At 74.0% G+C, this 24,980-nt stretch carries 19 protein-coding genes, 3 tRNA genes and 1 pseudogene; 10 read left to right on the top strand and 13 right to left on the bottom strand.

The genetic code is table 11. The features are described 5' to 3' along the window. Window positions 1-377: 377 nt before the first annotated feature. Window positions 378-799, top strand: a pseudogene (locus tag ABD879_RS24900) (integrase core domain-containing protein); the annotation flags it as partial. A 487-nt stretch (window positions 800-1,286) separates the two neighbouring features. On the opposite strand, the gene ABD879_RS24895 reads toward ABD879_RS24900, so the two are convergent. Together ABD879_RS24895 and ABD879_RS24890 are read right to left on the bottom strand one after the other, a co-directional pair. Next, window positions 1,287-1,802, bottom strand: a complete 516-nt coding sequence (locus ABD879_RS24895; protein WP_345024024.1) for a GNAT family N-acetyltransferase — start codon at window positions 1,800-1,802, stop codon at window positions 1,287-1,289. 112 nt (window positions 1,803-1,914) lie between these two features. Beyond that, the gene (locus tag ABD879_RS24890) at window positions 1,915-2,532 is read right to left on the bottom strand and encodes a TetR/AcrR family transcriptional regulator (protein WP_345024023.1); all 618 of its coding nucleotides are present in this window, start codon (window positions 2,530-2,532) and stop codon (window positions 1,915-1,917) included. Between the two features lie 691 nt (window positions 2,533-3,223). On the opposite strand from ABD879_RS24890, the gene ABD879_RS24885 reads away from it, so the two are divergent. Genes ABD879_RS24885 through ABD879_RS24875 form a run of 3 tightly spaced genes read left to right on the top strand, consistent with a single transcriptional unit; the run spans window position 3,224 to window position 8,068 of the window. Next, window positions 3,224-4,855 (top strand): acyl-CoA carboxylase subunit beta, encoded by a 1,632-nt coding sequence (locus ABD879_RS24885; RefSeq protein WP_345024022.1) that lies wholly within the window; start codon window positions 3,224-3,226, stop codon window positions 4,853-4,855. Window positions 4,856-4,859: 4 nt separating this feature from the next. Further along, complete coding sequence (locus ABD879_RS24880; RefSeq protein WP_345024021.1) at window positions 4,860-6,917, top strand: acetyl/propionyl/methylcrotonyl-CoA carboxylase subunit alpha; 2,058 nt, start codon at window positions 4,860-4,862, stop codon at window positions 6,915-6,917. Then, window positions 6,914-8,068, top strand: coding sequence for an acyl-CoA dehydrogenase family protein (locus ABD879_RS24875; protein ID WP_345024020.1), 1,155 nt, complete (start codon window positions 6,914-6,916; stop codon window positions 8,066-8,068). Before ABD879_RS24880 ends, ABD879_RS24875 begins: the two co-directional genes overlap by 4 nt. Before the next feature lie 12 nt (window positions 8,069-8,080). On the opposite strand, the gene ABD879_RS24870 is transcribed toward ABD879_RS24875, so the two are convergent. The 5 genes from ABD879_RS24870 to ABD879_RS24850 all read right to left on the bottom strand — a co-directional run bounded on the left by ABD879_RS24870 (window position 8,081) and on the right by ABD879_RS24850 (window position 14,399). After that, the gene (locus ABD879_RS24870) at window positions 8,081-8,686 is read right to left on the bottom strand and encodes a P-loop nucleotide/nucleoside kinase family protein (RefSeq protein ID WP_345024019.1); all 606 of its coding nucleotides are present in this window, start codon (window positions 8,684-8,686) and stop codon (window positions 8,081-8,083) included. Further along, window positions 8,683-9,747 (bottom strand): enolase C-terminal domain-like protein, encoded by a 1,065-nt coding sequence (locus ABD879_RS24865; protein ID WP_345024018.1) that lies wholly within the window; start codon window positions 9,745-9,747, stop codon window positions 8,683-8,685. Before ABD879_RS24865 ends, ABD879_RS24870 begins: the two co-directional genes overlap by 4 nt. Window positions 9,748-9,878: 131 nt before the next feature. Continuing rightward, window positions 9,879-11,369 carry an LCP family protein gene (locus ABD879_RS24860; RefSeq protein ID WP_345024017.1) on the bottom strand — a complete coding sequence of 497 codons (1,491 nt, stop codon included), beginning with the start codon at window positions 11,367-11,369 and terminating at the stop codon, window positions 9,879-9,881. Window positions 11,370-11,478: 109 nt separating this feature from the next. Then, window positions 11,479-12,861 carry an LCP family protein gene (locus tag ABD879_RS24855; RefSeq protein WP_345024016.1) on the bottom strand — a complete coding sequence of 461 codons (1,383 nt, stop codon included), beginning with the start codon at window positions 12,859-12,861 and terminating at the stop codon, window positions 11,479-11,481. A gap of 101 nt (window positions 12,862-12,962) precedes the next feature. Next, on the bottom strand, window positions 12,963-14,399 hold the full coding sequence (locus ABD879_RS24850; protein WP_345024015.1) for a GuaB1 family IMP dehydrogenase-related protein: 1,437 nt from the start codon (window positions 14,397-14,399) through the stop codon (window positions 12,963-12,965). A 684-nt stretch (window positions 14,400-15,083) separates the two neighbouring features. On the opposite strand from ABD879_RS24850, the gene ABD879_RS24845 reads away from it, so the two are divergent. Further along, a complete protein-coding gene (locus tag ABD879_RS24845; RefSeq protein ID WP_345024014.1) occupies window positions 15,084-16,013 on the top strand; it encodes an Lrp/AsnC family transcriptional regulator in 930 nt (309 codons plus the stop codon). Window positions 16,014-16,175: 162 nt separating this feature from the next. On the opposite strand, the gene ABD879_RS24840 is transcribed toward ABD879_RS24845, so the two are convergent. The 4 genes from ABD879_RS24840 to ABD879_RS24825 all read right to left on the bottom strand — a co-directional run bounded on the left by ABD879_RS24840 (window position 16,176) and on the right by ABD879_RS24825 (window position 20,641). Next, window positions 16,176-17,048, bottom strand: a complete 873-nt coding sequence (locus ABD879_RS24840; RefSeq protein ID WP_345024013.1) for a LysR family transcriptional regulator — start codon at window positions 17,046-17,048, stop codon at window positions 16,176-16,178. Window positions 17,049-17,183: 135 nt separating this feature from the next. Beyond that, entirely contained in the window at window positions 17,184-18,749 is a 1,566-nt protein-coding gene (locus ABD879_RS24835; protein WP_345024012.1) for an MFS transporter, read from the bottom strand. A gap of 91 nt (window positions 18,750-18,840) precedes the next feature. After that, complete coding sequence (locus ABD879_RS24830) at window positions 18,841-19,875, bottom strand: GDP-mannose 4,6-dehydratase (protein ID WP_345024025.1); 1,035 nt, start codon at window positions 19,873-19,875, stop codon at window positions 18,841-18,843. A gap of 205 nt (window positions 19,876-20,080) precedes the next feature. Next, a complete protein-coding gene (locus ABD879_RS24825) occupies window positions 20,081-20,641 on the bottom strand; it encodes a CGNR zinc finger domain-containing protein (protein ID WP_345024011.1) in 561 nt (186 codons plus the stop codon). 218 nt (window positions 20,642-20,859) lie between these two features. On the opposite strand from ABD879_RS24825, the gene ABD879_RS24820 reads away from it, so the two are divergent. Further along, window positions 20,860-22,440 (top strand): Na+/H+ antiporter, encoded by a 1,581-nt coding sequence (locus ABD879_RS24820; protein ID WP_345024010.1) that lies wholly within the window; start codon window positions 20,860-20,862, stop codon window positions 22,438-22,440. 28 nt (window positions 22,441-22,468) lie between these two features. Here the strand turns inward: ABD879_RS24820 and ABD879_RS24815 are convergent, their stop codons facing one another. Then, the gene (locus tag ABD879_RS24815) at window positions 22,469-23,041 is read right to left on the bottom strand and encodes a hypothetical protein (RefSeq protein ID WP_345024009.1); all 573 of its coding nucleotides are present in this window, start codon (window positions 23,039-23,041) and stop codon (window positions 22,469-22,471) included. 202 nt (window positions 23,042-23,243) lie between these two features. On the opposite strand from ABD879_RS24815, the gene ABD879_RS24810 reads away from it, so the two are divergent. The 4 genes from ABD879_RS24810 to ABD879_RS24795 all read left to right on the top strand — a co-directional run bounded on the left by ABD879_RS24810 (window position 23,244) and on the right by ABD879_RS24795 (window position 24,227). Next, window positions 23,244-23,759, top strand: coding sequence for a PaaI family thioesterase (locus ABD879_RS24810; RefSeq protein WP_345024008.1), 516 nt, complete (start codon window positions 23,244-23,246; stop codon window positions 23,757-23,759). Window positions 23,760-23,855: 96 nt separating this feature from the next. Then, window positions 23,856-23,927 (top strand) — tRNA-Trp (locus ABD879_RS24805). 27 nt (window positions 23,928-23,954) lie between these two features. After that, window positions 23,955-24,025 (top strand) — tRNA-Ala (locus ABD879_RS24800). 130 nt (window positions 24,026-24,155) lie between these two features. Beyond that, a tRNA-Gly gene (locus ABD879_RS24795) sits at window positions 24,156-24,227 on the top strand. Window positions 24,228-24,265: 38 nt separating this feature from the next. Here ABD879_RS24795 and ABD879_RS24790 read toward each other — a convergent pair. Further along, window positions 24,266-24,658 carry a nuclear transport factor 2 family protein gene (locus ABD879_RS24790; RefSeq protein WP_345024007.1) on the bottom strand — a complete coding sequence of 131 codons (393 nt, stop codon included), beginning with the start codon at window positions 24,656-24,658 and terminating at the stop codon, window positions 24,266-24,268. Window positions 24,659-24,980 lie beyond the last annotated feature (322 nt).

Here is a 24,980-nt window from a genome sequence, read left to right as displayed (position 1 = left end):
CCGCCGGACATTTTCTTCGATGAAAGGCCCCCGCCTTGATGGCGGGGGCCTTTCCGTTTTCTCCGGGGGGCTTGTTTCTGAGGGGGTGAGGCCTGCTGCGGGGTGGTTGCCTGGGGGAGTGCCGCTCGTGGCCTGGGACGTGTGTCGAAGTGAGGCGAGCGTCGCCGCCCATGGTCCCGGTTGCGGGAGGTTAGGCCCGACAGCAGCAGTGGTCGTCCACCCGCCTTCGACCCGGCCGACCACCGGGGACGCCATACCGTCGGGTACGGCCGCGCCGCCCCCGGGCGCCATCGGGCCGGCCGTGCACCCGCCATGTCGAGCTCGCCGCCCGCCATCAGGCTCTTCTCTGGCTCCACCTACTTTGAAACACGGCCTAGCTGCACACCGTGGTGGACGACCACTCCCGCCTCGCCTACACCGAGATCCTGGGCGATGAGACCGCGGCCACCTGCGCCGCGTTCCCGGTCCGCGCCACGGCGTGGTTCGCCGCCCGCGGCATCACCATCCGGCGCGTTCTGACCGACAACGCCTGGGCCTACAGCACGACCACTGGTGCGCCACCTGCGCCCAGATGGGCATCGCCGTTTGGACCCGGCCCTGGCGGCCCCAGACCGACGGCCAGGCCGAACGGTTCCGCCGCACCCTGCTGGAGCAGTAGGCCTACCAGCGGCCCTACGCCTCCGAAGCCGAGCGGCAGGCCGCTTTCGGCGACTGGCTGGACTGGTACGACCACCACCGACCCCACGCCGGCATCGCGGGCCGAACACCAGCCGACCGTGTCACCAACCTGTCCGAGCAGCCGGGTCGCCCCGCCGCTTATGCGGCCCTGTGGCACCACCGCCGCCATGTGCGAGCGGGCAGGGACGGCGGCCACCTGCTCTTGACCTGACCGCTTCGCCGACGCCGCAAGGCCATCGACCGGCTCAAGAGACGGACGCGGCGGCGCCACCGGCGCCATGCTGCGTGTGTGGGAGCCGTGGAGTCGCCCTGGTGACTGGTACGGGCTGCGGTCCCTCGGGGTGAACCCTGATCGCCGCCGTGCATGGATGTGAGGGGCGGTGCGTGTCGTCGGCGGATTGTTGTCCGGTTCTTCGCAAGGTCGGCTGATCACGAGCGTTCGTCGATCACCAGAGGCGGCGTGTTCCGGACGGTCGGTGCCGCGAGTGTTCTGTGCGAAGAGGTGGGTGGGGTTCGGTGGTGATGTTTTTGCGGTCTGGCGCTGGCCGGCTGACGGCTGGACGGGGTGGACTTCTCGGTCGGGCGTTCGAGTGCTGCATTTTCGAGCTTCAGATTTCGTTGCGGAGGATGCTGTAGACGACGGCGTCCCGCCACTCCCCGTCGCGGAACGTGTAGCTCCGCAAGATCCCCTCGCGGGTGAAACCGGCCTTCTCCAGGGCGCGTTGCGCGGCCACGTTGGAGACCTCCGTGTCCGCCTCGACGCGCATCGCCTGGGTGTGGGCGAACAGGTAGCGGGCCAGCAGACGTTGGGCCTCCGCGCCGTAGCCGCGGCCGCGTGCACCCGGCAGCAGGATGATTCCGATGTTCCAGCAGAACGAGCCGGTGCCGGTCACGACCTTGCGCCAGGCCATGAAACCGAGGCGTTCGGCGCCGCGGACCACCATGAGTCGGCCGCCGTCGTCCCCCAGCAGCCCGTTGTCCGCCCATTGGCGCCGCAGCCGGCCGGGGTCGGTATAGCCGAACCACTGGAACGGGCTCGTGTATTCGGGGTCCAGGGCGAATCGGTCGAGCAGCGGCAGATCCGTTTCGTGGACCGGACGCAATGCGACTTGATCATGAAACATGATCAACAACGGTAGGACGTCTTCCGGCAGACCGCCAGGAATCAGGACAAGACTTGTCAGTGAATTCTGACATGGGAGCACGGCGGTGGGAGGACGCCCGACGAGTAGGGCTTCAGGCGGTGTGGTCCCGCAGGGCCAGGTCGAGGGTCGAGGCCCACTGCCGCAGCAGGCGGGAGCGGCGGGCGGAGTCGTCGGTGAGCAGGTCGGCCAGGCCGAGCCCGCGGACGAGGTCGAGCGTGGCCTGGACCATCTCGCGCACGCCGGGCACGGACTCGTCCGCGCCGAGGGCCTCCACGGTGAGGCGGTGCGCCGCCCGGCCCACCCGCGCCTCCAGCGGGACGACCTGCGCACGCAACTGCTCGTCCGAGCTGGCGGCGACCCACAGTTGCAGTGCCGCGCGGAACAGCGGGCTGGTGTACATCTCCGCGAGCATGGTGAGGACGTCCAGGGTGGGCAGGCGTCGTCCGGCCAGTGCGTTGAGATGCTCGCGCACCTGCCGCAGGCGCACCTCGGTGCCGTACTCGACGGCGGCCGTCACCAGTTCCTCGCGGGTGCGGAAGTGGTGCTGCGCGGCGCCCCGGGACACTCCGGCGCGTTCGGCGACCACGGCGACTGTCGTGCGGCTCCAGCCGAGGGAGGACAGGCAGTCGACGGCGGCCTCCAGCAGCCGCTGCCGGGTGGCGCGGCTGCGGTCCTGCCGCGGCTCGCGTACCGCCTGTGTCGGTTCCATGGCGTTCCAGTCAACCAGACCGGCCGACCCAAAAACAATCAAGCACGATTGATTTCTTCGCGGCGGGGTGGCAGGGTTCACCCATGACCCGACCGCCACGTCCGTCCGCCGTCCGGTCATGACGCCTCCCCGGCCCGGGCGCGCCCGCGGCGCCGTCACCGATGTGAGTACGGGGACGGCGGCCACCTGTCTTCCCGGGCGGTGCCGAAAGGTTCGGCGGGAGCCCGCGGCGCGTACGGCCTGCGGCGAGAACGGCGGCGGCCGTCTTGGATCGCAGGACGGCGACCTGTCGCCCGGAAGAGGCCGAGGGGCGGGGTGTTCCATCGCCGGGATGCTTCCTTCTCCGGGTGGACAGCAGAACGGCTGGGGAACGCCGGCGGCGGGCCCGGCCTTTCGGCCTCGGATGCATGGTGCGGTTGCGTCGGGCACGGGAGTGCCCGGTGTCGGCAGAGGGTTCAGGCTCGTTGCCTGGCGCGACGTGCGGTGTCTCGAGATGCGTCCTGGTGGCGTGGGCCGTTTTCGCCGGGCGGACCAGACGGAGACAGGGGCTTGTTGCCGCCTGGGGCCGCTGTGGAGTCACCTCGGGCGGGAAATGCCGGAGTTCGGCCGGTCGGCGGTGGCGTGCGCCGAGGCGGAGGTTGGGAATCTACAACGTAAAGGTGGTCGGCTTGTTGCGGAAAGGTGAGTGGTGATGGGCGCTCGGGGCCCGGCGGTCGGCCGCGGCGCCGTCCGGCCGTTGCGCAGTTCGCTCGACGTCGGCAGTCCCGCCTACCGGGAGCGGCGTGCGGCGATGCTCGACAAGCTCGCCGCGCTGGAGGCCGAGCATGCCAAGGCGCTGGCCGGGGGCGGGGAGAAGTACGTGGCCCGGCATCGCAAGCGCGGCAAGCTGCTGGCGCGCGAGCGGATCGAGCTGCTGCTCGATCCCGACTCGCCGTTTCTGGAGCTGAGTCCGCTGGCCGCGTGGGGCACCGATTTCCCGGTCGGTGCGAGCGTGGTCACCGGGATCGGGGTCGTCGAGGGCGTCGAGTGCATGATCGTCGCCAATGATCCGACGGTCCGGGGCGGGGCCAGCAATCCGTGGACGGTGCGCAAGATCTTCCGGGCGTCCGACATCGCGCTGGAGAACCGGCTGCCGCTGATCAACCTGGTCGAGTCGGGCGGCGCCGATCTGCCCTCGCAGAAGGAGATCTTCATTCCGGGCGGGCGGCTGTTCCGCGACCTGACCCGGCTGTCGGCGGCCGGGATCCCCACGATCGCGCTGGTGTTCGGTAACTCCACGGCGGGCGGGGCGTACATCCCGGGGATGTGCGACCACGTGGTCATGGTCCGGGAGCGGGCGAAGGTGTTCCTGGGCGGGCCGCCACTGGTGAAGATGGCCACCGGGGAGGAGGCCGACGACGAGGAGCTGGGCGGCGCCGAGATGCACGCCCGCACGTCCGGCCTGGCCGACTACCTGGCCGCGGACGAGCCGGACGCGCTGCGCCTGGGCCGGCAGATCGTGGCGCGGCTCAACCACCGCAGGCTGGGGCCGGCGCCGGGGCCGGTCCGCGAGCCGCTGTACGACGCCGAGGAGCTGGCCGGCATCGTCCCCGAGGATCTGCGGACGCCGTTCGACCCGCGGGAGGTGATCGCGCGGATCGCGGACGGCTCGGAGTTCGACGAGTTCAAGCCGCTGTACGGGGCCAGCCTGGTGACCGGCTGGGCGCGCCTGCACGGGTATCCGGTGGGGATCCTGGCCAACGCGCAGGGCGTGCTGTTCAGCCAGGAGGCGCAGAAGGCGGCGCAGTTCATCCAGCTGGCCAACCAGGCGGACACGCCGCTGCTGTTCCTGCACAACACCACCGGCTACATGGTCGGCAGGGAGTACGAGCAGGCCGGCATCATCAAGCACGGCGCACTGATGATCAACGCGGTGGCCAACAGCCGGGTGCCGCACATCTCGATCGTCATGGGCGCCTCGTACGGGGCGGGGAACTACGGCATGTGCGGCCGGGCGTACGACCCGCGGTTTCTGTTCACCTGGCCGAGCGCGAAGTCGGCGGTGATGGGGCCGCAGCAGCTGGCCGGGGTGCTGTCGATCGTGGCGCGGCAGGCCGCCGAGGCGCGCGGCCAGGTCTACGACGCCGAGCAGGACCGGGCCATGCGGGAGATGGTCGAGTCGCAGATCGAGGCCGAGTCGCTGCCGTTCTTCCTGTCCGGGCGGCTCTACGACGACGGGGTGATCGACCCGCGGGACACCCGGACCGTGCTCGGCATCTGCCTGTCGGTGATCCACAACGCGCCCGTGGCCGGGGCCGAGGGCTTCGGCGTCTTCCGGATGTGAGGTCATGATCGAGTCTGTGCTGGCGGCCAATCGCGGCGAGATCGCCCGCCGTGTGTTCCGTACCTGCCGCGACCTGGGCATCGGCACGGTCGCGGTGTTCTCCGACGCCGATGCCGGCGCGCCGCACGTCGCCGAGGCGGACGCGGCGGTGCGGCTGCCGGGGGTGGCGCCCGCCGACACCTACCTGCGCGGCGACCTGATCGTGGCGGCGGCGCGGGCGGCGGGGGCGGACGCGGTGCATCCCGGTTACGGGTTCCTGTCGGAGAACGCCGAGTTCGCCCGCGCGGTCGAGGCGGCGGGGCTGACGTGGATCGGCCCGCCGCCGGAGGCGATCGCGGCGATGGGGTCGAAGATCGAGGCGAAGAAGCTGATGGCCGCCGCGGGCGTGCCGGTGCTGCCGGAGCTGGACCCGGACGCGGTGGCGGCCGGGGATATGCCGGTCCTGGTGAAGGCGTCGGCGGGCGGCGGCGGACGCGGCATGCGGGTCGTGCGGGCCGTCGGCGACCTGGCCGGTGCCGTCGCGGCGGCCCGGCGGGAGGCGCAGTCGGCGTTCGGCGACCCGGCGGTGTTCTGCGAGCCGCTGCTGGAGCGGGCCCGGCACGTCGAGGTGCAGGTGCTGGCCGACCGGCACGGCACGGTGTGGGCGCTGGGGGAGCGGGAGTGCTCGATCCAGCGCCGGCACCAGAAGATCGTGGAGGAGGCGCCGTCGCCGGCCGTCACGCCGGAGCTGCGCGCGCGGCTGTGCGCGGCGGCGGTCGACGCGGCCCGTGCGATCGGCTACGTCGGCGCGGGCACGGTGGAGTTCCTGCTGGCCGGGGACGGGCGGTTCTTCTTCCTGGAGATGAACACGCGGCTGCAGGTGGAGCATCCGGTCACCGAGTGCCTGTACGGGGTGGACCTGGTGCGGCTGCAGATCGAGGTGGCCGAGGGCCGGGCGCTGCCCGCCGCCCCTCCGGCGCCCCGGGCCGGGCACGCGATCGAGGTGCGGCTGTATGCGGAGGATCCCGCCGCGGGGTGGCGGCCGGGCAGCGGGGTCCTGCACACGTTCGACGTTCCGGGGGTGGACGCCGCGTTCGGCGATCCGGGGCGTGGCGGCGGGTACGGGCTGCGGCTGGACGCGGGGGTGCGGGGCGGCGACGAGGTCGGCGTCCACTACGACCCGATGCTCGCCAAGGTCGTCGCGTGGGAGGCGACCCGGGCCGGTGCGGCGCGCAGGCTCCGGGCGGCCCTGGCGGGGGCGCGGCTGCACGGCGTCACCACCAACCGCGATCTGCTGGTGCGGGTGCTGGCCGAGCCGGCGTTCCTGGCCGGGGACACCGACACCGGGTATCTCGACCGGGTGGGCCTGGACGTGCTGGCCGCGCCGCTGGCCGGCGAGCGCGCCGTCCGGCTGTCGGCGTTGGCGGCGGCCCTGGCCGACGCCGAGCTCAACCGGGCCGCCGCGCCGGTGCAGCGGGGCCTGCCGTCGGGGTGGCGCAATGTGCCGTCGCAGCTGCAGCGCAAGGCGTTCGAGGGGCCGGACGGCGCGGTGCTGGAGGTCGCCTACCGGCTGGGGCGCGGCGGCCTGACCGCCGAGGGGCACGGCGACGTGGAGCTGGCCGGCGCGGTCGTCACCGACGAGGCGCGGGGCGAGGTGGCGGTGGCGCTGGACGCGGCCGGGGTGCGGCGGGTGTTCCGGGTGCGGGCCGTCGGCGACCGGCTGTTCGTCGACTCGCCGCTGGGGCCGGTGGCGCTGCGGGCGCTGCCGCGTTTCGCCGAGCCGGAGGACGCGGTGGCGCCCGGGTCGCTGCTGGCGCCGATGCCCGGCACGGTCGTGCGGGTGGACGCCGAGCCCGGTGACGTCGTGGCCGCGGGGCGGACGCTGGTGGTGCTGGAGGCGATGAAGATGGAGCACGCCGTCGCCGCGCCCGCCGCCGGGACCGTGGCCGAGGTGAACGTGGCCGCCGGGCAGCAGGTGGAGGCGGGCGCCGTCCTCGCCGTGATCGCCGAGCCGCCGTCCGCCGGGCCGCCGCCGGAGGAGGAGTCCGGCGGGCCGTCATCGTCCGAAAGGGAACCCGAGTGAGTTTCGTGGAGAGTGAGGAGCGGCGGGCCCTGCGCGAGGCCGTCGCCGCCCTGGGCGCCAAGTACGGGCACGAGTACTACATCGAGAAGGCACGCAGCGGGCAGAAGACCAGCGAGCTGTGGGCCGAGGCCGGGCGGCTGGGGTATCTGGGCGTCAACGTGCCCGAGGAGTACGGCGGCGGGGGCGGCGGCATCGGCGACCTGGCGGCGGTGTGCGAGGAGCTGGCCGCGGCGGGCTGCCCGCTGCTGCTCATGGTGGTGTCCCCGGCGATCTGCGCGACGATCATCGCGCGGTCCGGCACGGCCGAGCAGAAGCAGCGGTGGCTGCCCGGGTTCGCCGACGGGTCGGTGACGATGGCGTTCGCGATCACCGAGCCGGACGCGGGGTCCAACTCCCACCGCATCACCACCACCGCGCGCCGCGACGGCGACGGGTGGGTGCTGAGCGGGCAGAAGACGTTCATCTCCGGGGTGGACGAGGCCGACGCGGTGATGGTCGTCGGCCGCACCGAGGACCAGAAGGGCGCGCTGCGGCCGTCGCTGTTCATCGTGCCGACCGACGCGCCGGGACTCACCCGGACCCCGATCGAGATGGAGATCGTCTCGCCGGAGAAGCAGTTCGTGCTGCACCTGGACGAGGTGCGGCTGCCGTACGAGGCGCTGGTCGGCGACGAGGACGGCGGGCTGCTGCAGCTGTTCGCCGGGCTCAACCCGGAGCGGATCATGGCGGCGGCGATGGGGGCGGGCATCGGCCGGCTGGCGCTCGGCAGGGCCGTCGCCTACGCCAGGGAGCGGCAGGTGTTCCGGTCGCCCATCGGGGCGCACCAGGGCATCGCGCATCCGCTCGCCCAGGCCAAGATCGAGCTGGAGCTGGCGCGGCTGATGGGGCAGAAGGCGGCCTGGCTGTACGACGCGGGCGACGACGAGGGGGCGGGCGAGGCCGCCAACATGGCCAAGTACGCCGCGGCCGAGGCCGCGGTGCGCTGCGTGGACCAGGCGATCCAGACGCACGGCGGCAACGGGCTGACCACCGAGTACGGCATCGGCATGCTGGCGGGGATGGTGCGGCTGATGCGGATCGCGCCGGTCAGCCGCGAGATGATCCTCAATTTCGTGGCCCAGCACTCCCTGGGCCTGCCCAAGTCGTACTAGCCGGACGCGCCGTCAGGACGCCTGGCGGACGTCGTCGTGGCAGGCGTCCGCCAGGCGGGCGATCTGCTCGTCCAGGGCGACGGGCGCCGACAGCCGGTTGTCGAGCTCGGTGTGGGGGACGGGCGGCGGCTCCTCCGGCCGCATCCGCGCGACGAACGCGTCGAACGCGGCGAGCTTGCCGCGGTCGCGTTCCAGACCGCGGGCGGTCAGGCGGTGCCGCAGCGTGGCGGCGTCGGTGCGGATCCACACCAGCCGCACCGGCGGCCCGCCGAGCGCGTCCACCCACTCGGCCCACCGGTCGGGGCTGCGGATCCGGCCGGTGAACGGGCCGTTCAGCAGCACCGGGCAGCCGTGGGCGCGGATCTCGCGGGCGGTGGCGGTCATGCCGTCGTACTCGTGCCGTTTGATGTGCTCGTCGTACCAGGGGCCTTCGCGTTCGCCCGGGTCGCGTCCGTGCGCGGCCAGCGTGGCGGCGACGAACGGCCCGTACATGGTGTCCTTGTCGAGCAGCGCGGGCACCGGGCGCAGCCGGGCCAGCAGCAGCGCCGCCGCGGTCGTCTTGCCGCCGCCGGGCGGGCCCGCCACGACCCAGACCGGCGCGGGCTCCGGGGCGGTCATGTGGCGGGGATCCGGGTGCGGCGGTGGGCGAGGCGGTCGATGCGCGCCTCGTCGATCTGGTGGCCGAGGCCGGGCTGGGTGAGGGGGACGCCGACCAGGCCGCCGGACGAGCGCACCGGCGGCGACACGAACGCCGGGCCGTGCGCCGGGTCGGTGACGTCGCTGGGCAGCGTGCAGCCGGGCAGGGCGGCCAGTGCCACGGCGGCGGCCTGGCCGATGCCGAACGCGCCGGCGCCGGTGCACCACACGTCCCATCCGGCGGCGTAGGCCAGGTCGTGGGCGCTGCGGGCCGCGGTGAGGCCGCCGAGGTCGCAGACGCGCAGGTTGAGCACGCGGCCCGCCTCCATGGACAGGGCGGCCTCCAGGGTGTCGGGGTCGCCGACCTCGGGGGCGACGGCGGTGGCGATCTGGCGTTGCAGACGGGCGTGCGCGCTCAGGTCGTCGGCGGGGAAGGGGCGCTCGACGGCGAGCAGCCCGTAGGAGTCCAGGGCCTCCAGCACCCGCAGGTGCTCGGGCGACTCGGTGTAGGCGTGGCCGGCGTCGGCGACCATCGCCAGCGCCGGGTAGGCGTGCCGGATGGCGCGCACCGGTTCGATGTCCCAGCCGGGGCGCACCTGCACGGTGACGCGGGTGTGTCCGGCGCCGACCGCCTGGTTGACGCGGGACACCACCGTTTCGAGCATCGGTTCGGGGGTGATGCGCACGCCGGTGACGATGGAGGTGCGGGTGCCGCCGAGGGCGTGCGCGAGGGGCAGGCCCCGCTCCCGGCACCACAGGTCCCAGCAGGCCATGTCGATGGCGGCGGCGGCGTGGCGCGAGCCGAGGTCGGCGACGGCGGACACGTCCTCGGGGCGGTCCCATTCCAGGCCGAGGACCGCCGGGCCCATCCGCTCCTCGATGTCGGCCCAGACGGGGTCGGGGCCGCGGGGGGAGTCCGGGACGGCGACCTCGCCCCAGCCGACCGTGCCGCCGCTGTCGGTGAGCCGCACGAGGATGCTTTCCGGCCGCCGTCCGCGCGGCATCGCCACGCGGAAGACGTCACACCCGTGGACCTGGGGCACCGGTGTCGTCCTTCCCGGAGGAGAAACTTTCACCCTCCATGATCCCCCCTCCGGGGACCTGTGCCGACATCCCGCGAGCCGGCGCGGCGGGGGGAGGCGGCCGGGCGGTCGCCGTCAGAGGGCGGCGGGCGTCAGGGGCAGGTGGCGTCCAGCGACACCGGCTTGGTCTGCCGGCCCGCCTCGGCGGAGGAGGAGGCGCGCGGCGTCCGGCTCGCGCGGGGCGACGCCGAACCCGAGCCCGACGCGGACGCCGACGGCGAGGGGGAGGCGCTCTCGGACGGGGTGGCCACGGCCTGCGCCGCCAGGCGGCGGATCAGCGCGTAGTCGGGGTTGCCGGTGTAGATCAGCGGCGGCACGAACTGCAGGCTGGTGACCTGGCCGCCGTCGTTGAACTTCTTGGACAGGGTGATGAACGCCGGCAGCAGCTCCTGCGGGATGTCGGTGGAGATGGCGCGCTTGGTGGCGGCGGCCAGCCGGTCGAAGCTGGTCAGCACGGTCTGCGGGTCGGCTTGCCGGGCGATGGCGCGCAGCAGGCACTTCTGCCGCCCCATCCGGGTGTAGTCGTCGCTGTAGGTGCGGGACCGGCCGTACCACAGCGCCTCCTTGCCGGACAGCGTGCGGTCGCCGGGCTGCAGCACGCCGCCCTCCAGGCCGTAGTGGATCGGCTGGGTGATCTTGATCTTGACGCCGCCGATGGCGTCGATGATGTCGGCGAAGCCGAACATGTCGACCAGCACGTAGTAGTCGACGGGGAGGCCGAGGATGCCGCTGATGGTGGCCTTGAGCAGTTCGGGGCCGCGCTCGTTCTTGCGGGCGCCGGGGACGATGTCGGGGTGGTCCTCGGCGTACTGGTAGACCTCGTTGAGCAGGCCCGGGGTGGCGGGGCCGTCGCCGGTGAAGCCGTAGGGGAACCGGTCGCGGGCCGGGCCCGGCGGCATCGGCACCCGCTCGAGGTTGCGCGGCAGGCTGAGCAGGACGGTGTCGCCGGTCTTGGTGTCGATGCTGGCCACCGTCATGCTGTCGGTGCGCACGCCCTCGCGGTTGGCGGCCGCGTCGCCGCCGAGCAGCAGCACGTTGACGCGGCGCTGCCCGTTCCAGGGGTCCTTGACGTTGATGGGGCGGCCGTGGCTGTCACCGGTGCGGAAGATGCTGGTCAGCGCGTCCCGGTAGAGGTAGGTGCTGTAGCCGGCCCAGGCGGTCGGCAGCGCGACGGCGAAGCACAGCACGATGACGCCCGCCACGCCCAGGCTGCGCGCGCCCAGCGACAGCGCCTCGGGCCGCACGATCTGGTACGAGCGGATCACCACGGTGATCCACAGCAGGCCCAGCGCGAGGATCCCGGCGGCCAGGCCCGTCAGCCAGTCCGGCCGCACGGCCAGCTGCAGCAGGTCGGCGCGGAAGAACAGCCCGGCGACCGCGCCGGCGGCGGCCAGCGCCACGAACAGCCCCAGCAGCAGCCCGCCCGCCCAGCGGCGGCCGACCCGCAGGTGCGCCACGCCCCACACCAGGGTGGACGCCAGGGTCAGGCCGAGCGCGGAAAGGAGCCCACGGGTCTTGGGGGCGGTGCTTTCGGCGTCCTCGTCCTCCTCAGAGGCGGGACGCGCCGCCGACCGACTCGCCATGTACGCTCCGATCCCCACGCACGCTGTGAACAGGGCTCCCGCCTACATTATGGACGCGCGGAAGGGTCTCGGGGTTGCGGAGCCGTGGGCCGCCGCCCTTCGCGGCATGTTAGGCGCAGCTTTTACCGAGCATATGCAAGCCGGCGGCGTTGTCGGTTCCGTTCCGGGACTTTGCGATCGCCCGGGCGGTCATCCGCCGGATGGCGCGGTAGTCGGGGTCGCCGGTGCGCACCAGCGGCGGCACGAACTGCAGCACGGCGACCTCGGCGCCGCGCACCCGCGCGGCCAGCCGCACCAGGTCGGGCAGCAGGGCGCGCGGCAGGTCGGTGCTGACCGAGCGGGAGACGGTCCGCGACAGCCGCTGGAAGCCGCGCAGCACCGGCAGCGGGCGGGCCTGCCGGGCGATCGCCCACAGCAGGCACTTCTGCCGGGCCATCCGGTCGTAGTCGTCGGAGCCGGTGCGCGACCGCCCGTACCACAGGGCCTCGCGTCCGGTCAGCCGCCGGCAGCCGCGCGGCAGCACGCCGCGGGGGATCTGCTCGCGCGGCACGGGCACGGGCCGGCCGAGGCACACCCGCACGCCGCCCATGGCGTCCACCAGCTCCCGGAAGCTGCGCATGTCGATCATGGCGTAGTAGGGCACCGGGCGGCCCAGGATGTGGCCGACGGTCCGCTTCAGCAGCTCGGCGCCGGGGTCGCGGACGCGGCGGCCGGCGCCGTCGGCCAGCACCTCCGGGCGGGCGCGGCCGAGTGCGTACACCGCGTTGAGTAGTTCGTCCGGGGGGAAGGGGACGTGCCGGCGGCCCGACCACACCGGCACGTGCTGCAGGTTGCGCGGCAGGCCCAGCAGCAGCGTGCGGCCGGTGCGGGTGTCGATGCTGGCGACGGTCATGCTGTCGGTGCGCAGCCCGGGCCGGGTGACGTCGGCGTCGGCGCCGATCAGCAGCACGTCCAGGCGGGGCGGCAGCGCCGAGGGCTCTTCGGCGGGCGGCGCGGCGGGGCGCGGCACGGGTCGGCCGGGGGTGACGGACGGCAGCGCGGCCGGGGCGGGGCCGCCGCCGGGGAAGAGGCGGTCGAGCAGGTCGCGTTGCAGCGTGCCGTAGTGCGCCACGGTCAGCGGCGGAAGCGCGGCCAGCGCGCAGACGACCGCGACGGCGGCGCCGCCGAACAGCCGCAGCGACCACGCCAGCCCGGCGGGGCGCAGCACGGCGTAGGAGCGGACGATCAGCAGCGTCCACAGCGCGGCCAGCGCCGCGCAGCCGACGACCAGCCCGGCCAGGCGGTCCGGGCGGACGGCCGCGTCCACCAGCGCCGGCCGCAGCCGGTCGGCGGCCAGCACCGCGCCGCTGAGCGCCAGCGTGTAGGACAGCAGCAGCGCCGTGCCCGTGCGGACTCTTCCCGCGCGCAGGTGCGCCATGCCGGGGAGCACCGCCGACACCGCCGTGACCAGCAGCGTCTCCCCGAGCCCGCGCCACGGCGCGTCGCCGTCCATGTCGCCTCTCCCTCCGAACCGCCTCGGGGGGACAGGGTCACGCGGCCGTCACCGCGCACGCCATCGCGGACGCGGCCGGTTGTGGTTTTCGGACCCGCCGTCTACCAGCTCGTGGCCAGCGGCATTCCCTCGGCGTAGCCGGAGGCGCTCTGCACGCCGACGACCGCGCGCTCGTGGAACTCCTCCAGGGTGCGGGCGCCGGCGTAGGTGCAGGCGCTGCGCAGCCCGGCGACGATCGAGTCGAGCAGGTCCTCCACGCCGGGACGCTCGGGGTCCAGGTACATGCGGGAGGTGGAGATGCCCTCCTCGAACAGGGCCTTGCGGGCCCGGTCGAAGGGGGAGTCCTCGGAGGTGCGCAGCCGCACCGCGCGCGCCGAGGCCATGCCGAAGCTCTCCTTGTAGAGCCGTCCGTCGGCGTCGCGCTGCAGGTCGCCCGGCGACTCGTAGGTCCCGGCGAACCAGGAGCCGATCATCACGTTGGCGGCGCCGGCGGCCAGGGCCAGCGCCACGTCGCGCGGGTGGCGGATGCCGCCGTCGGCCCACACGTGCCGGCCCAGGCGGCGCGCCTCGGCGGCGCACTCCAGCACCGCGGAGAACTGCGGGCGGCCCACCCCGGTCATCATCCGCGTGGTGCACATCGCGCCCGGCCCGACGCCGACCTTGACGATGTCGGCGCCCGCCTCGACCAGGTCGCGCACGCCCTCGGCGGTGACCACGTTGCCCGCCACGACCGGCACGGACGGGTCCAGCCCGCGCACCGCCCGCAGCGCGCTGATCATCTTCTCCTGGTGGCCGTGCGCGGTGTCCACGACCAGCAGGTCGGCGCCGGCCTCCAGCAGCGCCTTGGCCTTGCCCGCCACGTCCCCGTTGACGCCGATGGCCGCGGCGATCCGCAGCCGCCCGGCGGCGTCCACGGCGGGCGTGTACAGGGTGGCGCGCAGCGCGCCGACGCGGGTGAGGACGCCGGCAAGGCGGCCGTGCTCGTCGACGACCGGGGCGAGCCGGTGCCCGCGCCCGTGCAGCCGGTCGAACGCCTCGTGCGGGTCGATGCCGTCGGGCAGCGTCAGCAGGTCGCGGGACATGATGTCGCGCAGCTGGGCGAAGCGGTCCACGCCCTGGCAGTCGGCCTCGGTGACCACCCCGACGGGGCGGTCGTCCTCGACGACGATCACGGCGCCGTGGGCGCGCTTGTGCAGCAGCGCCAGCGCCTCGCCCGCGGTGGAGTGGGGGTCCAGGCGGATCGCGGTGTCGTATACCAGGTGGCGGCGCTTGACCCAGCCGATCACGTCGGCGACCACGTCGACCGGGATGTCCTGGGGGATCACCGCGATGCCGCCGCGGCGGGCGATCGTCTCGGCCATCCGCCGGCCCGACACGGCCGTCATGTTGGCGACGACGATCGGCACGGTGGTCCCGCTGCCGTCGGCGGTGGACAGGTCCACCTCCAGCCGCGACCCGACCGCGGAGCGCCGGGGGACCATGAAAACGTCGTTATACGTGAGGTCGTGAGCGGGGTGCTCACCGTTCAGCAGGCGCACGGCTCTACTACACACCAATCGCGGTCAAACTGGCTGGATCACCGTACATTGTGATCCATACCCCCGGGTGCTCCCGCCAAGCCGGGGCGGCCCCGGCGCCGTCCGCGCTTCCCTCGGGGGCGGCGGGCGTACTACCTGAGGGTGACGGAGAGCTGCCCTCAGGGCCGCTGCCAGCGCTTTCCCGCGTGGCCGGTGTGATGACGCGGGCAAGAGTCGATATGTGGGCAACGTGAGGTTTCGCTCTCTGTAAAGTTACCTCTTGACGATCCTGTCGGCTCGTTGCAGTTTTCTTACATGTGCCTCACGCGGACGGCTGCTTCCCGTAGGAGGCGTCACAGCAGAACACCGGGAGAAGCGCATGCATGTCACGCTGGCGGACCCGGTGTGCCGCGTCCGCCCGCGCCGGGGTCCGTCCCGCCCGGCAAGTGATCGTCGCAGTTGTCGTCCGGTGCCGTGCCGTCGCCCAGCGTCACCGTCCGCACACGATGATCCCGCCGGCGTTGCGCTGCCGTACCGGATTGCGCGGCACCCGATCGTCGCCGCCACGAGCGGACGCCGACGCATCGACGGTCGCCGGGCTGGACGAACACGAGCAAGATCAATATTTGACGTCAGACCGTCCCCGAATGGAATGATCTTGCAGTCATTGGCAAAACGATTCATTGCGTGTCGAGGAGGAGAGCCGTGCTGGATGCGGTCGACGCCGTGCTCGTCCGCGAGCTCCAGCGGGATGGCAGGGCGACGTTCCAGGCGCTCGCCGACCGCGTCGGGCTGTCCCGCACGGCCGTGCGGGCGCGGGTGCAGCACCTTCTCGAGTCCGAGGTGGTGCGCGTCGTCGGCATCGTGCACGCCGCGGTGGTCGGCGCGGAGGCGATCGGGCACGTCTCGGTCACCGTCGACGGCTCGGCCCGGGAGGTCGCCGGGATCATCGCCGCCCGGCCCGCGGTCAGCTTCGCCGCGCTGACGGCCGGCCCGCACGACCTGGTCGCCCAGGTGCGCACCCGCGACGACGCGGCCCTGGCCGCCGAGGTGGACCACATCCGCTCGGTGCCCGGCGTGCGCGCCGCCGAGGTGTTCCGGTCGGTGACCACGGTCCGCGACACCCACTCGGTGGTGCGCGAACTGGGCGAGGTGAGCCTCGACGACATCGACTGGCGGCTGCTGCAGGAGCTGCAGCGCGACGGCCGCGCGCCCTACACCCGGCTGGCCAACATCATCGGCCTGTCGCAGGCCGCCACCCGGGCCCGCGTGGTCCGCCTGATGCGCTCGGGCGTCATCCAGGTGACCGGGCTGGCCGACCCGCACGCCCTGGGCGCCCGCGAGCTGGGCGGCTTCGGGCTGGCGGTCACCGGCGGGCTGCGGCGCGTCGCCGAGGCGGTCGCCGAGCAGGACGGCGTGCGCTACGTGGCGACCGGCTTCGGCCGCTACGACATCGTCGGGCAGGCCGAGGCGCCCTCCCGCGCCGAGCTGGTGTCGGTGCTGGACGCCATCCGGGCGGTGCCCGGCGCGACCGTCCGCGAGTCCTGGCACCACCTGGACGTGGTGAAGGAGTCCTACGCCGTCGAGCTGCCGGACAAGCCGCTCAACGGAGCCGTCCGCCCCGGCGGGCACTGACCTTCCAACCCGGCGGCCCTTCCGGCCGTCCGGCGCCGCGGTCCGGCCGTCACGGGAGCGCTTCCACCCCGGCGGCCGGGGCCGTGCGCGGCCACCGCCCCGGCACGGGGCCGGCGGCGGGGCGGTGGCGGGCCGGCGGGCCGGCGGTAGGTCGGTGGCGGGTCAGCGCTGCTCGCGGACGGCGTCCTTGGCGAACGCCAGGAAGTCGCGGGCCGCCGGGGGCAGCCGCCGGCGCGTGTGCACCAGGCCGATCAGGCGGGTCAGCGGCGGGCCGAACGAGCGGACCGCCAGCCCGCCGGTGTCCTCGACCTGGTTGCGGACCCACACCAGCGAGCCCAGGCCCGCGCGGACCCAGTCCAGCCAGGCGGACCGCTCGTCGGACTCCACCGCGGGCACCGGCCGCACGCCGAACGGCGCCAGCAGGGCGTCCAGCTCCGCGCGGCGCGCCCCGCCCCGGGCCGGCATGATCAGGCGCAGGCCGTCCAGCGCCGCCGGCGGCACCGGTTCGCGCAGCGCCAGGCCGGGCGGGGAGACCAGCACCACCTCCCGCTCCTCCAGCGGGTGGGCGACCAGGTCGCCGGGCACCGGCAGGTCGGTCACGGCCAGGTCGGCGCGCCCGGCGCGCAGCGCCGCGGTCACCGCGTCGCGGCCCGCGCTGCGCACCACCCGCACGCGCACCGCGGGCTGCCCGCGGGCGAAGCGCGGCAGCAGACCCCCGGTCAGCTCCGGCTCCAGGGACGGCTGGGTCGCCACCCGCAGCTCGGCGCCCCGCCCGTCGGCGCGCGCCACCGACAGCCCCTCGATGGCCTCGATCGCGCCCAGGGCAACGCGGGCCTGCCGCACCACCTGCTCGCCGACGGGGGTGAGCACCACACCGCGGCCGGAACGGGCGAACAGCTCCACGCCGAGCTCGCGTTCCAGCTCGCGGACCGCCCGCGACAGCGCGGGCTGGGCGACGTAGAGCGCCTGTGCCGCCGACGTCATCGTCCCGTGGTCGGCGGTCGCCACGACATAGCGCAGCTGCCGCAGATTCATGCCCCGACCGTATGCCAACGAACCGATTCGGGCCCGGACATAGCCGGAACCGGACCGATGCTCGCCGCACAGGACGAACCGCACGTCCTCGTGCTATCGGGCACGTGCTATCGGGCTCGCGCCGCCGGACGGGAGCTATCGGGTCGGGGGAGCGGCCTGCGGGTCCGCCCCGCCGCCGGGCTCGCCGTCGCCCGGCTCCAAAGGCGGCGCCGCCACCGCGCAGTGGCTCGTGCAGCGCGGCTCGCGTTCGCGGTCGGGCGCGACGCGCAGGACGTCGTCGCGCACCGTCAGGGCCGTCAGCACCGCCCCGGCCAGCAGCAGCACCGCGCACACCCGCATCGACGCGGCGAACCCGCCGGAGAACGCGGCCGGATCGTCGTAGGCGGCGCCGGTCAGCCCGGCCAGCGGCGGGACCGCCGCCACCGCCAGCAGCCCCGCCGTGCGCGCCACCGCGTTGTTGACACCGCTGGCGACGCCCGCGTGCCGGCCGTCCACCGCGGCCAGCACGGTCGCGGTCAGCGGCGCCACCACCGCCGACAGGCCCAGCCCGAACACCGCCACCGCCGGCAGCACGTCCCGCACGTAGGAGGCGTGCGCGCCGACCCGCCCGACCAGCAGCATGCCGACCGCCGCGACCACCAGCCCGGCCGTCATCGGCAGCCGCGGCCCGATCCGCCGCGCCAGCGCCCCCGCCCGCGCCGACAGCAGCAGCATCAGCACCGTCACCGGCAGCAGCGCCGTGCCCGCCGCGACGGGCGTGAACCCCGACACCACCTGCAGATTCACCACGAACAGGAAGAACAGCACGCCCATCCCGCCGTACATGGCGAAGGTGACGGCGTTGACGGCCGAGAACTGCCGCGACCCGAACATCTCCAGCGGCAGCATCGGCTGGGGCGCCTGCCGGCGGCCGCGCCGCCCGCCCCCGCCCCTGTGGGCGCGGCCGCGGGAGCGTTCCACGAGCAGGAACCCCGCCGCCGACAGCGCGCCCGCCACCGCCGCCGCGGCCACCACCGCGCCGAAGGCGCCCTGCGGCGCCTCGGTGAGGGCGTAGGTGACCCCGGCCAGCGCCAGCGCGGCCAGCACCGCCCCCAGGACGTCGAAGCGGCCGTGCGGCCCCGGTGCGGCGCTCTCGGGCACGTGCCGCACCGCCACCAGCACCACCGCGGCCGCCAGCGGCAGGTTCAGCAGGAACACCCACCGCCACCCGGCGGCCTCCACCAGCCAGCCCCCGACGAGCGGGCCGACCGCGCCCGCCACCCCGCCCAGCCCCGACCAGGCCCCCACCGCGCGGGGCCGGTCCTCCGGGGCGAACGACGCCTGGATGAGCGCGAGCGCGCCGGGCGTCAGCAGCGCCCCGCCCGCGCCCTGCAGCGCCCGGGCCGCCACCAGCGTCACCACGTCCTGCGCCGCCGCGCACAGCCCCGAGGCGACCGCGAACCACACCACGCCGACCACGAACACCCGGCGCCGCCCGTACCGGTCGCCCAGCGAGCCGCCCAGCAGGATGAACCCCGCCAGCGTGAGCGTGTAGGCGTTGACCGTCCACTGCAGGCCCGACATGGACGCGTCCAGCTCGCGGGCCAGCCGCGGCAGCGCCACGTTCACCACCGTGGAGTCCAGCAGGGCCACGCTGGAGCCGAGCACCGTCGCCAGCAGCAGCCACCGGCCCCGGGCGGTGCCCAGCCGAATGTCCGGCATCAGACCCGGACCGGTTCGCGCGTCGCCATACCGGCATCGTCGCACGCCCTGCGTCGGAGCGGCGGAGGCGGGGCGGCGGCGCCCTGGGCGGCTACCAGTGGTCGGGGCTGAACGGCTCGTCCTCGGGCCGCGCCGACTCCGACAGCAGCCGCAGGTCGGACTCCACCATCATCGTCACCAGCTCCTCGAAGGTGACCTCGGGCTCCCAGCGCAGCTGCTCGCGGGCCTTCTTGGGGTCGGCGCACAGCAGGTCCACCTCGGCGGGGCGGGTGTAGCGCTCGTCCAGCACCACGTAGTCGCGCCAGTTCAGGCCGACCGTGCCGAAGGCGAACTCCACCAGCTCGCGCACCGAGTGGGTCTCGCCCGTGCCGATCACGAAGTCCTCGGGGGTGTCCTGCGCCAGCATCAGCCGCATCGCGCGGGCGTAGTCGCCGGCGAAGCCCCAGTCGCGCCGCGCCTCCAGGTTGCCCAGCCGCAGCTCGTTGGCCAGGCCCAGCTTGATGCGCGCCACGCCCAGCGTCACCTTGCGGGTGACGAACTCCGCGCCGCGCCGCGGCGACTCGTGGTTGAACAGGATGCCGCTGACCGCGAACATCCCGTACGACTCGCGGTAGTTCTGCGTGATGTAGTGCCCGTAGGTCTTGGCGACCCCGTACGGGCTGCGCGGGTGGAACGGGGTCTTCTCGTTCTGCGGGGTCTCCCGCACCATCCCGAACATCTCCGACGACGACGCCTGGTAGAAGCGGATCTGCCCGTCGCCGGGGGTGCGCGACGGGCTGATGCCCGACACCACCCGGATCGCCTCCAGCATCCGCAGCACGCCCATGCCGGTCACCTCGGCGGTGAGCTCGGCCTGCTGCCACGACATCGGGACGTAGGAGATCGCGCCCAGGTTGTACACCTCGTCGGGCCGCACCCGCTCCACCGCGGAGATCAGGCTGCCCTGGTCCAGCAGGTCCCCGGTGGTGATCCGGACGTCCCCGACGTGCTTGCGCAGCCGCGCCACGTGCGGGTTGGCCTGACCGCGGACCAGGCCCCAGACCTCGTGTCCCTGCGCGAGCAGATGCTCGGCGAGGTACGAGCCGTCCTGCCCGGTGATGCCGGTGATGAGTGCTCGCCTGGACAGCGGTTCCTCCTGGCCGTATCGGTCGCACACGGGCTCACCGCGGGAGGTTCGCCGCGGCGAGAGTGAAATATGAGGTTAGCGACCCGGTTGCGACGCTGACGAGGGAGGGCGCCGGTTGAACCGAATTTGCTTCGAGTTCACCGGTCGGGCGGCCGCGTCCGCGGCGGCGCCGCCCCGGGCGGGGACGCGGCGCGGTGGCGCCGGGTCAGTGGGCGGCGGCCTCGCGCCGGCGGGCCCGGTAGGCCGCCACGTGCATGCGGTTTCCGCAGGTGCGGCTGTCGCAGTAGCGGCGGCAGCGGTTGCGGGACAGGTCCACCAGGACGCGGGAGCAGTCGGGGGCCTCGCAGGTGCGCAGCCGGTCCAGCTCGCCCGCGGCCACCACGTACGCCAGCGCCATGCCGCAGTCGGCGGCCAGGTGCTCGCCCATGGGCGCGCCCGGGGCGAAGAAGTGCACGTGCCAGTCGTAGCCGTCGTGGTCGGTCAGGTGCGGCGTGGTGCGCACCTCGCCGACGATGTCGTTGATCAGCCGGACCGCCTCCGGGACGTCGGCCGCGGTGAACACCGCGTGGAACCGGCTCCGCAGGTCGCGCACGCGCGCCAGGTCGCGTTCGGTGAGCCGGTGCACGTCGCTGAACCGGTTGCGGTCGACGAACGCGCGCAGCGCGGCCAGATCGGCCAGCCGCTCCTCTCCCGACGCCTCGGGCCCGGTGTTGATCAGGTCGACGACGGTGGCGAGAGCGTGCTCGGCGTCATGAGTGAAGATCACTGTGACTCCAGTCTCGGAGACCGGCGGCGGACGTGGGGGCACGCGTCGGCACGGGGGCCGTCCCCCGAGAGCGCCGCACGTTATCACCATATGACGCCGGAGGCTCAACGGGGCGCCGGAGGCGGCCCGGCGCCCCGTCCCGCACGCGGCGCCCGGCTGTGCGCCGCGGCCCGCCGTGAAAGGCGCGTATACCGTGGCGTCGTGGACAGGTGAGCGCCGTGGTCGAGGAACGGATCTTCGTCGTCTTCCTGGTCGTCGCGGTCGTCGTGCTGGCGGCCCGCGCGCTGGCCGGGCGGCTGCGCGTGCCCGACGCGATCCTGATGGTCGTGCTGGGCGTGGCGGCCGGGTTCGTGCCGGGGCTGCCGCCGGTGCGGGTGCCGCCGGAGGTCGTCCTCATGGGGTTCCTGCCGCCGCTGGTGTACCACGCCGCGTTCTTCACCGCGCCCCGCGAGGCCCGCGCCGACGCGGTGCCCATCTTCACCCTGGCGGTCGGGCTCACCGCCGTCACGACCGCGGCGGTGGCGGGGACCGTGTACGCGCTCTTGCCCGGGGTCGGCTGGGCCGCGGCGTTCGCGTTCGGTGCCGCGGTGGCGCCCACCGACGCCGTCGCCGCCACCTCGGTGATCCAGCGGCTGGGCGCGCCCCGCCGGATGGTGACGATCCTGGAGGGCGAGAGCCTGATCAACGACGGGGTGGCGCTGACCATCTTCGGCCTGGCGGTCGAGGCGCTGGCCACGCCGTTCACCGTCGGGCACGCCGCCGCCCGGCTGGCGCAGGTGGCGTTCGTCGGCGTGGCCTACGGGCTGGCGGTCGGCCTGGCCGTGCGCCGGCTGCGGCGCTGCATCCAGGACCCCAGCAGCCAGATCATCCTGTCGCTGACCACCCCCTACCTGGCGTTCATCCCGGCCGAGAACCTCGGCGGGTCCGGGGTGCTGGCGACCGTGACCGCCGGGTTCTACCTCGGCACCCGCTCCGAGGGCGTGCTGCAGTCGGCGTCCCGGCTGGCCGGCGGCATGTTCTGGCGGATCTGGGTGTTCCTGCTGGAGTCGGCGCTGTTCGTGCTGCTCGGGCTGCAGATCCGCCAGGTGCTGCGCGAGCCGCACGGCCACACCTGGACCGAGGTCGGCTGGGCCGCGCTCGCGCTGGCGGCCGTGGTGGTGGCGGTGCGGCTGGCGTGGGAGCTGGCGACCGGGCCGCTGGCGCTGCTGGTGCCCGGCGGCCGCCGCAGCCGCCGCGGGCTGGGCCGGCGGCAGCGCGTGGTGATCGGCATGGGCGGGATGCGCGGCGCGATCTCGTTCGCCATGGCGCTGTCGGTGCCCGCCGCGGCCGGCCCCGACCGCGGCGTGCTGGTGCTGCTGGCGGCGCTGGTCGTGCTGGTCACGCTGGTCGGGCAGGCGCCGCTGCTGCCGGTGCTGCTGCGGCGGTTCGGGCTGATCGAGCCGGACCGGCGGCGCGCCGAGACGATGCGCGCCCGGCACGACGCGCTGCAGGCGGCGCTGGCCCGGCTGGAGGAGATGGCCGCCGCCGACGAGGTCGACGACCGCACCGCCGACGCGTTCCGGCAGATGCTGGAACTGCGGCTGCAGCGCGTTCGCGACCGGCTCGACGGCGACGCGGACGAGGCGGACGGCACCGCCCTCACCAGCGGCCGCCGCGTCCGCGCCGAGCTGGTGCGGGCCCAGCGCGCCAAGCTGCAGGCCCTCTACCGCAAGGGCCGCATCGGCGCCGACACGCTCCGCGAGATCAGCCGCGAACTGGACATCGAGTACTCGGCCCTGATCCGCCGCCCGCGCCCCTGACGGGCCGGGCGCGCGCCGTGCACGCGGCTCAGCGGGAGTACAGGGGGTCGGCGACGACCGGGTAGTAGGCGCCCTCGTGCGCGACCCGCATCGTCACGACGTTGCCGTCCAGCACGTAGTCGGCCTTGACCGACCGGAACATCGAGTCGCACGCCCACGGGCTGTAGAGGCGGCCCACGGTGGCGCCGTAGCGCAGGTGGACCACGTCGTAGCCGCCCGACGGCATCGCCTCCAGCGCCAGCCCGTCGGCCAGCGCGAACGGGAGGCGGAACTCGGTGGGCGCCTCCGGCCCGTGGATCACCGTCAGCAGCCGGACGCCGCCGGCGGTGGTCTGCGCGACCATGTCGGTGTCGACGTCCACCCCGACGAACACCCGCAGGCTGGGCCGGATCACCTGGGCGGCGGTGTCGGCGGCGGTCGTGTCGATCCCGATGTGGACGCGCTGGCCGTCCTTGGTCGGGACCCACACGCCGTCGCGGGCGCGCTGGCCCCAGCCGACGTCGGGGTTCTCCAGTTCCTGGGGCTCGTTCTTGCCCCGAGCGACCAGAATCCTGGAGGCGGCGCTCATCGCCGCGGCAGCCCCGTCACGTGCGTGCCTCATGGCGGGCCCCCTCGCTTCGTCGAACCATTCGCCCCATCACACTGGTGCGGGTTTCACCACTGTGAACCCCGGCACGGGGCTACCGGGTCGCCACCGGGTGCTATGCCTGCTTCGCCCCCTGCGCCGTTGGACTTTACACCACGCTTATATGTGACGATCCAGCCCATAACGAAACCAGACCACGTCACGAGGGAGACCGGCCATGACCAGCACCCCGCGGTCCGGCACCGTACGCGTCGCCGACCTGCCGCCCGAGCGGCGGCAGGAGCTGCACGCCATGCTGCGCGACTCCACCCCGCTGCACCGGCTGCTGGCGCTGGAGATGGTCGAGATCGGCGAACGGCACGCGGTGCTGTCCATGCCGGTGCGGCCGGAGGCGTTCAACAGCACCGGCAACCTGCACGGCGGCGCCATCGCCACCCTCATCGACGTGGCCGCCGGCACCGCCGCCGCGCGCGGCAGCGGCTTCAAGCCGGGCGAGCAGAGCCTGGTCACCGCCGACCTGCACGTCCGCTACCTGGGCCGGCCGCACGGCGACACGGTGTTCGCCCGCGCCGAGGTGCTCAAGGCCGGCCGCCAGTTGGTGATCGTCGAATGCCGGGTCACCGACGTCGAGGACCGGGTGATCGCCGCCGCCGACTTCTCCATGATGATCGTCCCGCTGCGCAAGCCGCTGCGGCCGGTCGACGGCGCCACGGCCACCGACCCCGACCTGTGACCGCGGGCGGCCCGCGGCCGCCCGCACCGGAAAAACAATTGCGGCGAAGCACGGGCACCGCGCATCCTTGAGGTGTCGAAAGGCGACAAGATCGCCGGGGGTGAGCCACCGGTTAGGCGACTGGTCTCCAAAACCAGTGAAAAGCAGGTTCGACTCCTGTCACCCCTGCGCGGCGGGCGACGGCGCCCGCGCAATGGGCTTGTGGTGTAACGGGAACACGTCTGTCTTGCACACAGATGATCGGGGTTCGATTCCCCGCGGGTCCACCGGAAGGCCGGATCCGGTCGCCGGAAAACCGGCCGGCCGCGTCGGCGCCCGCCGTTCCGCCGGGGGCGGAAGCCCCTCGAAATCCCTGGTCATCGGGGTGCTCGAGGGGGTTCTGGCCGATGCACCCGTGCCGTAGAAGCCTTGCGGGTGAGGCGTCAGGTTTCCACCCTGAAGAACCGGGTTCGACTCCCGGCTACGGTTCTCGATCCGCCGCTCATCAGCCGCTCATTCGCGGCAGGTCAAGGCGTCAGCGCCTCGCGCCGGATCGTCTCGAACTGGGCGCCCATCGCGTCGGCGAGGGCGCGGGCGGCCGACAGCGGCCGGACCATGACGCACAGTTCCTCGATCAGCCCCTCGTCATTGGTGCGCAGGAAATCGCACCCGTGGATTTCGCGGTCGCCAATCCAGGCCTTGAACACCAAGGCGTGGCCGCGCCCGGACTCGTCGGCGAACTCGCGCACATAGCGCATGTCCTCGAACACCCGCGCGACGCCCCGCAGGATCGCGCCGACCATGGCGCGGCCGGTGTAAGGGGTGAACGCCACCGGGCTGAGGAACACGACGTCCTCGGCCAGCATCCCCGGCAGGGCGTCGATGTCGCCCCGCTCGACCGCCTCGCGGAACGGGTGCATCCGGCACCTCCATAGTCACATTTTTGAATAGCCCCGAACGCTAGTGTCCCCTCCCGGCGTTGTCCAGGCACCCTCCGGGCGCGGTCCACGCGCCGTCCGGGGCCGGGCCGCCAGGCGCGTGCGGCCCGCAGCAGGTGGTCGCGGACGAGGGCGACGTGCGGATTGCCGACGGGGCCGGAGCGCCCGGCGAGAAAGGCGGTGTCGGGTGATGCGCCGGCCGCAGGCCGTCAGCCGCAGCGGCGCCGGTGACGGCGGCACCCGCACGGCCGGCGGCCCGCCGGGACCCGCCAGGTGCACCGGCCCCCGCGGCGCCTCCCGGCCG

This window comes from Actinomadura keratinilytica (assembly GCF_039539665.1).
Lineage (GTDB): Bacteria > Actinomycetota > Actinomycetes > Streptosporangiales > Streptosporangiaceae > Spirillospora > Spirillospora keratinilytica.
This window is presented reverse-complemented; position numbering and strand designations above follow the sequence as displayed.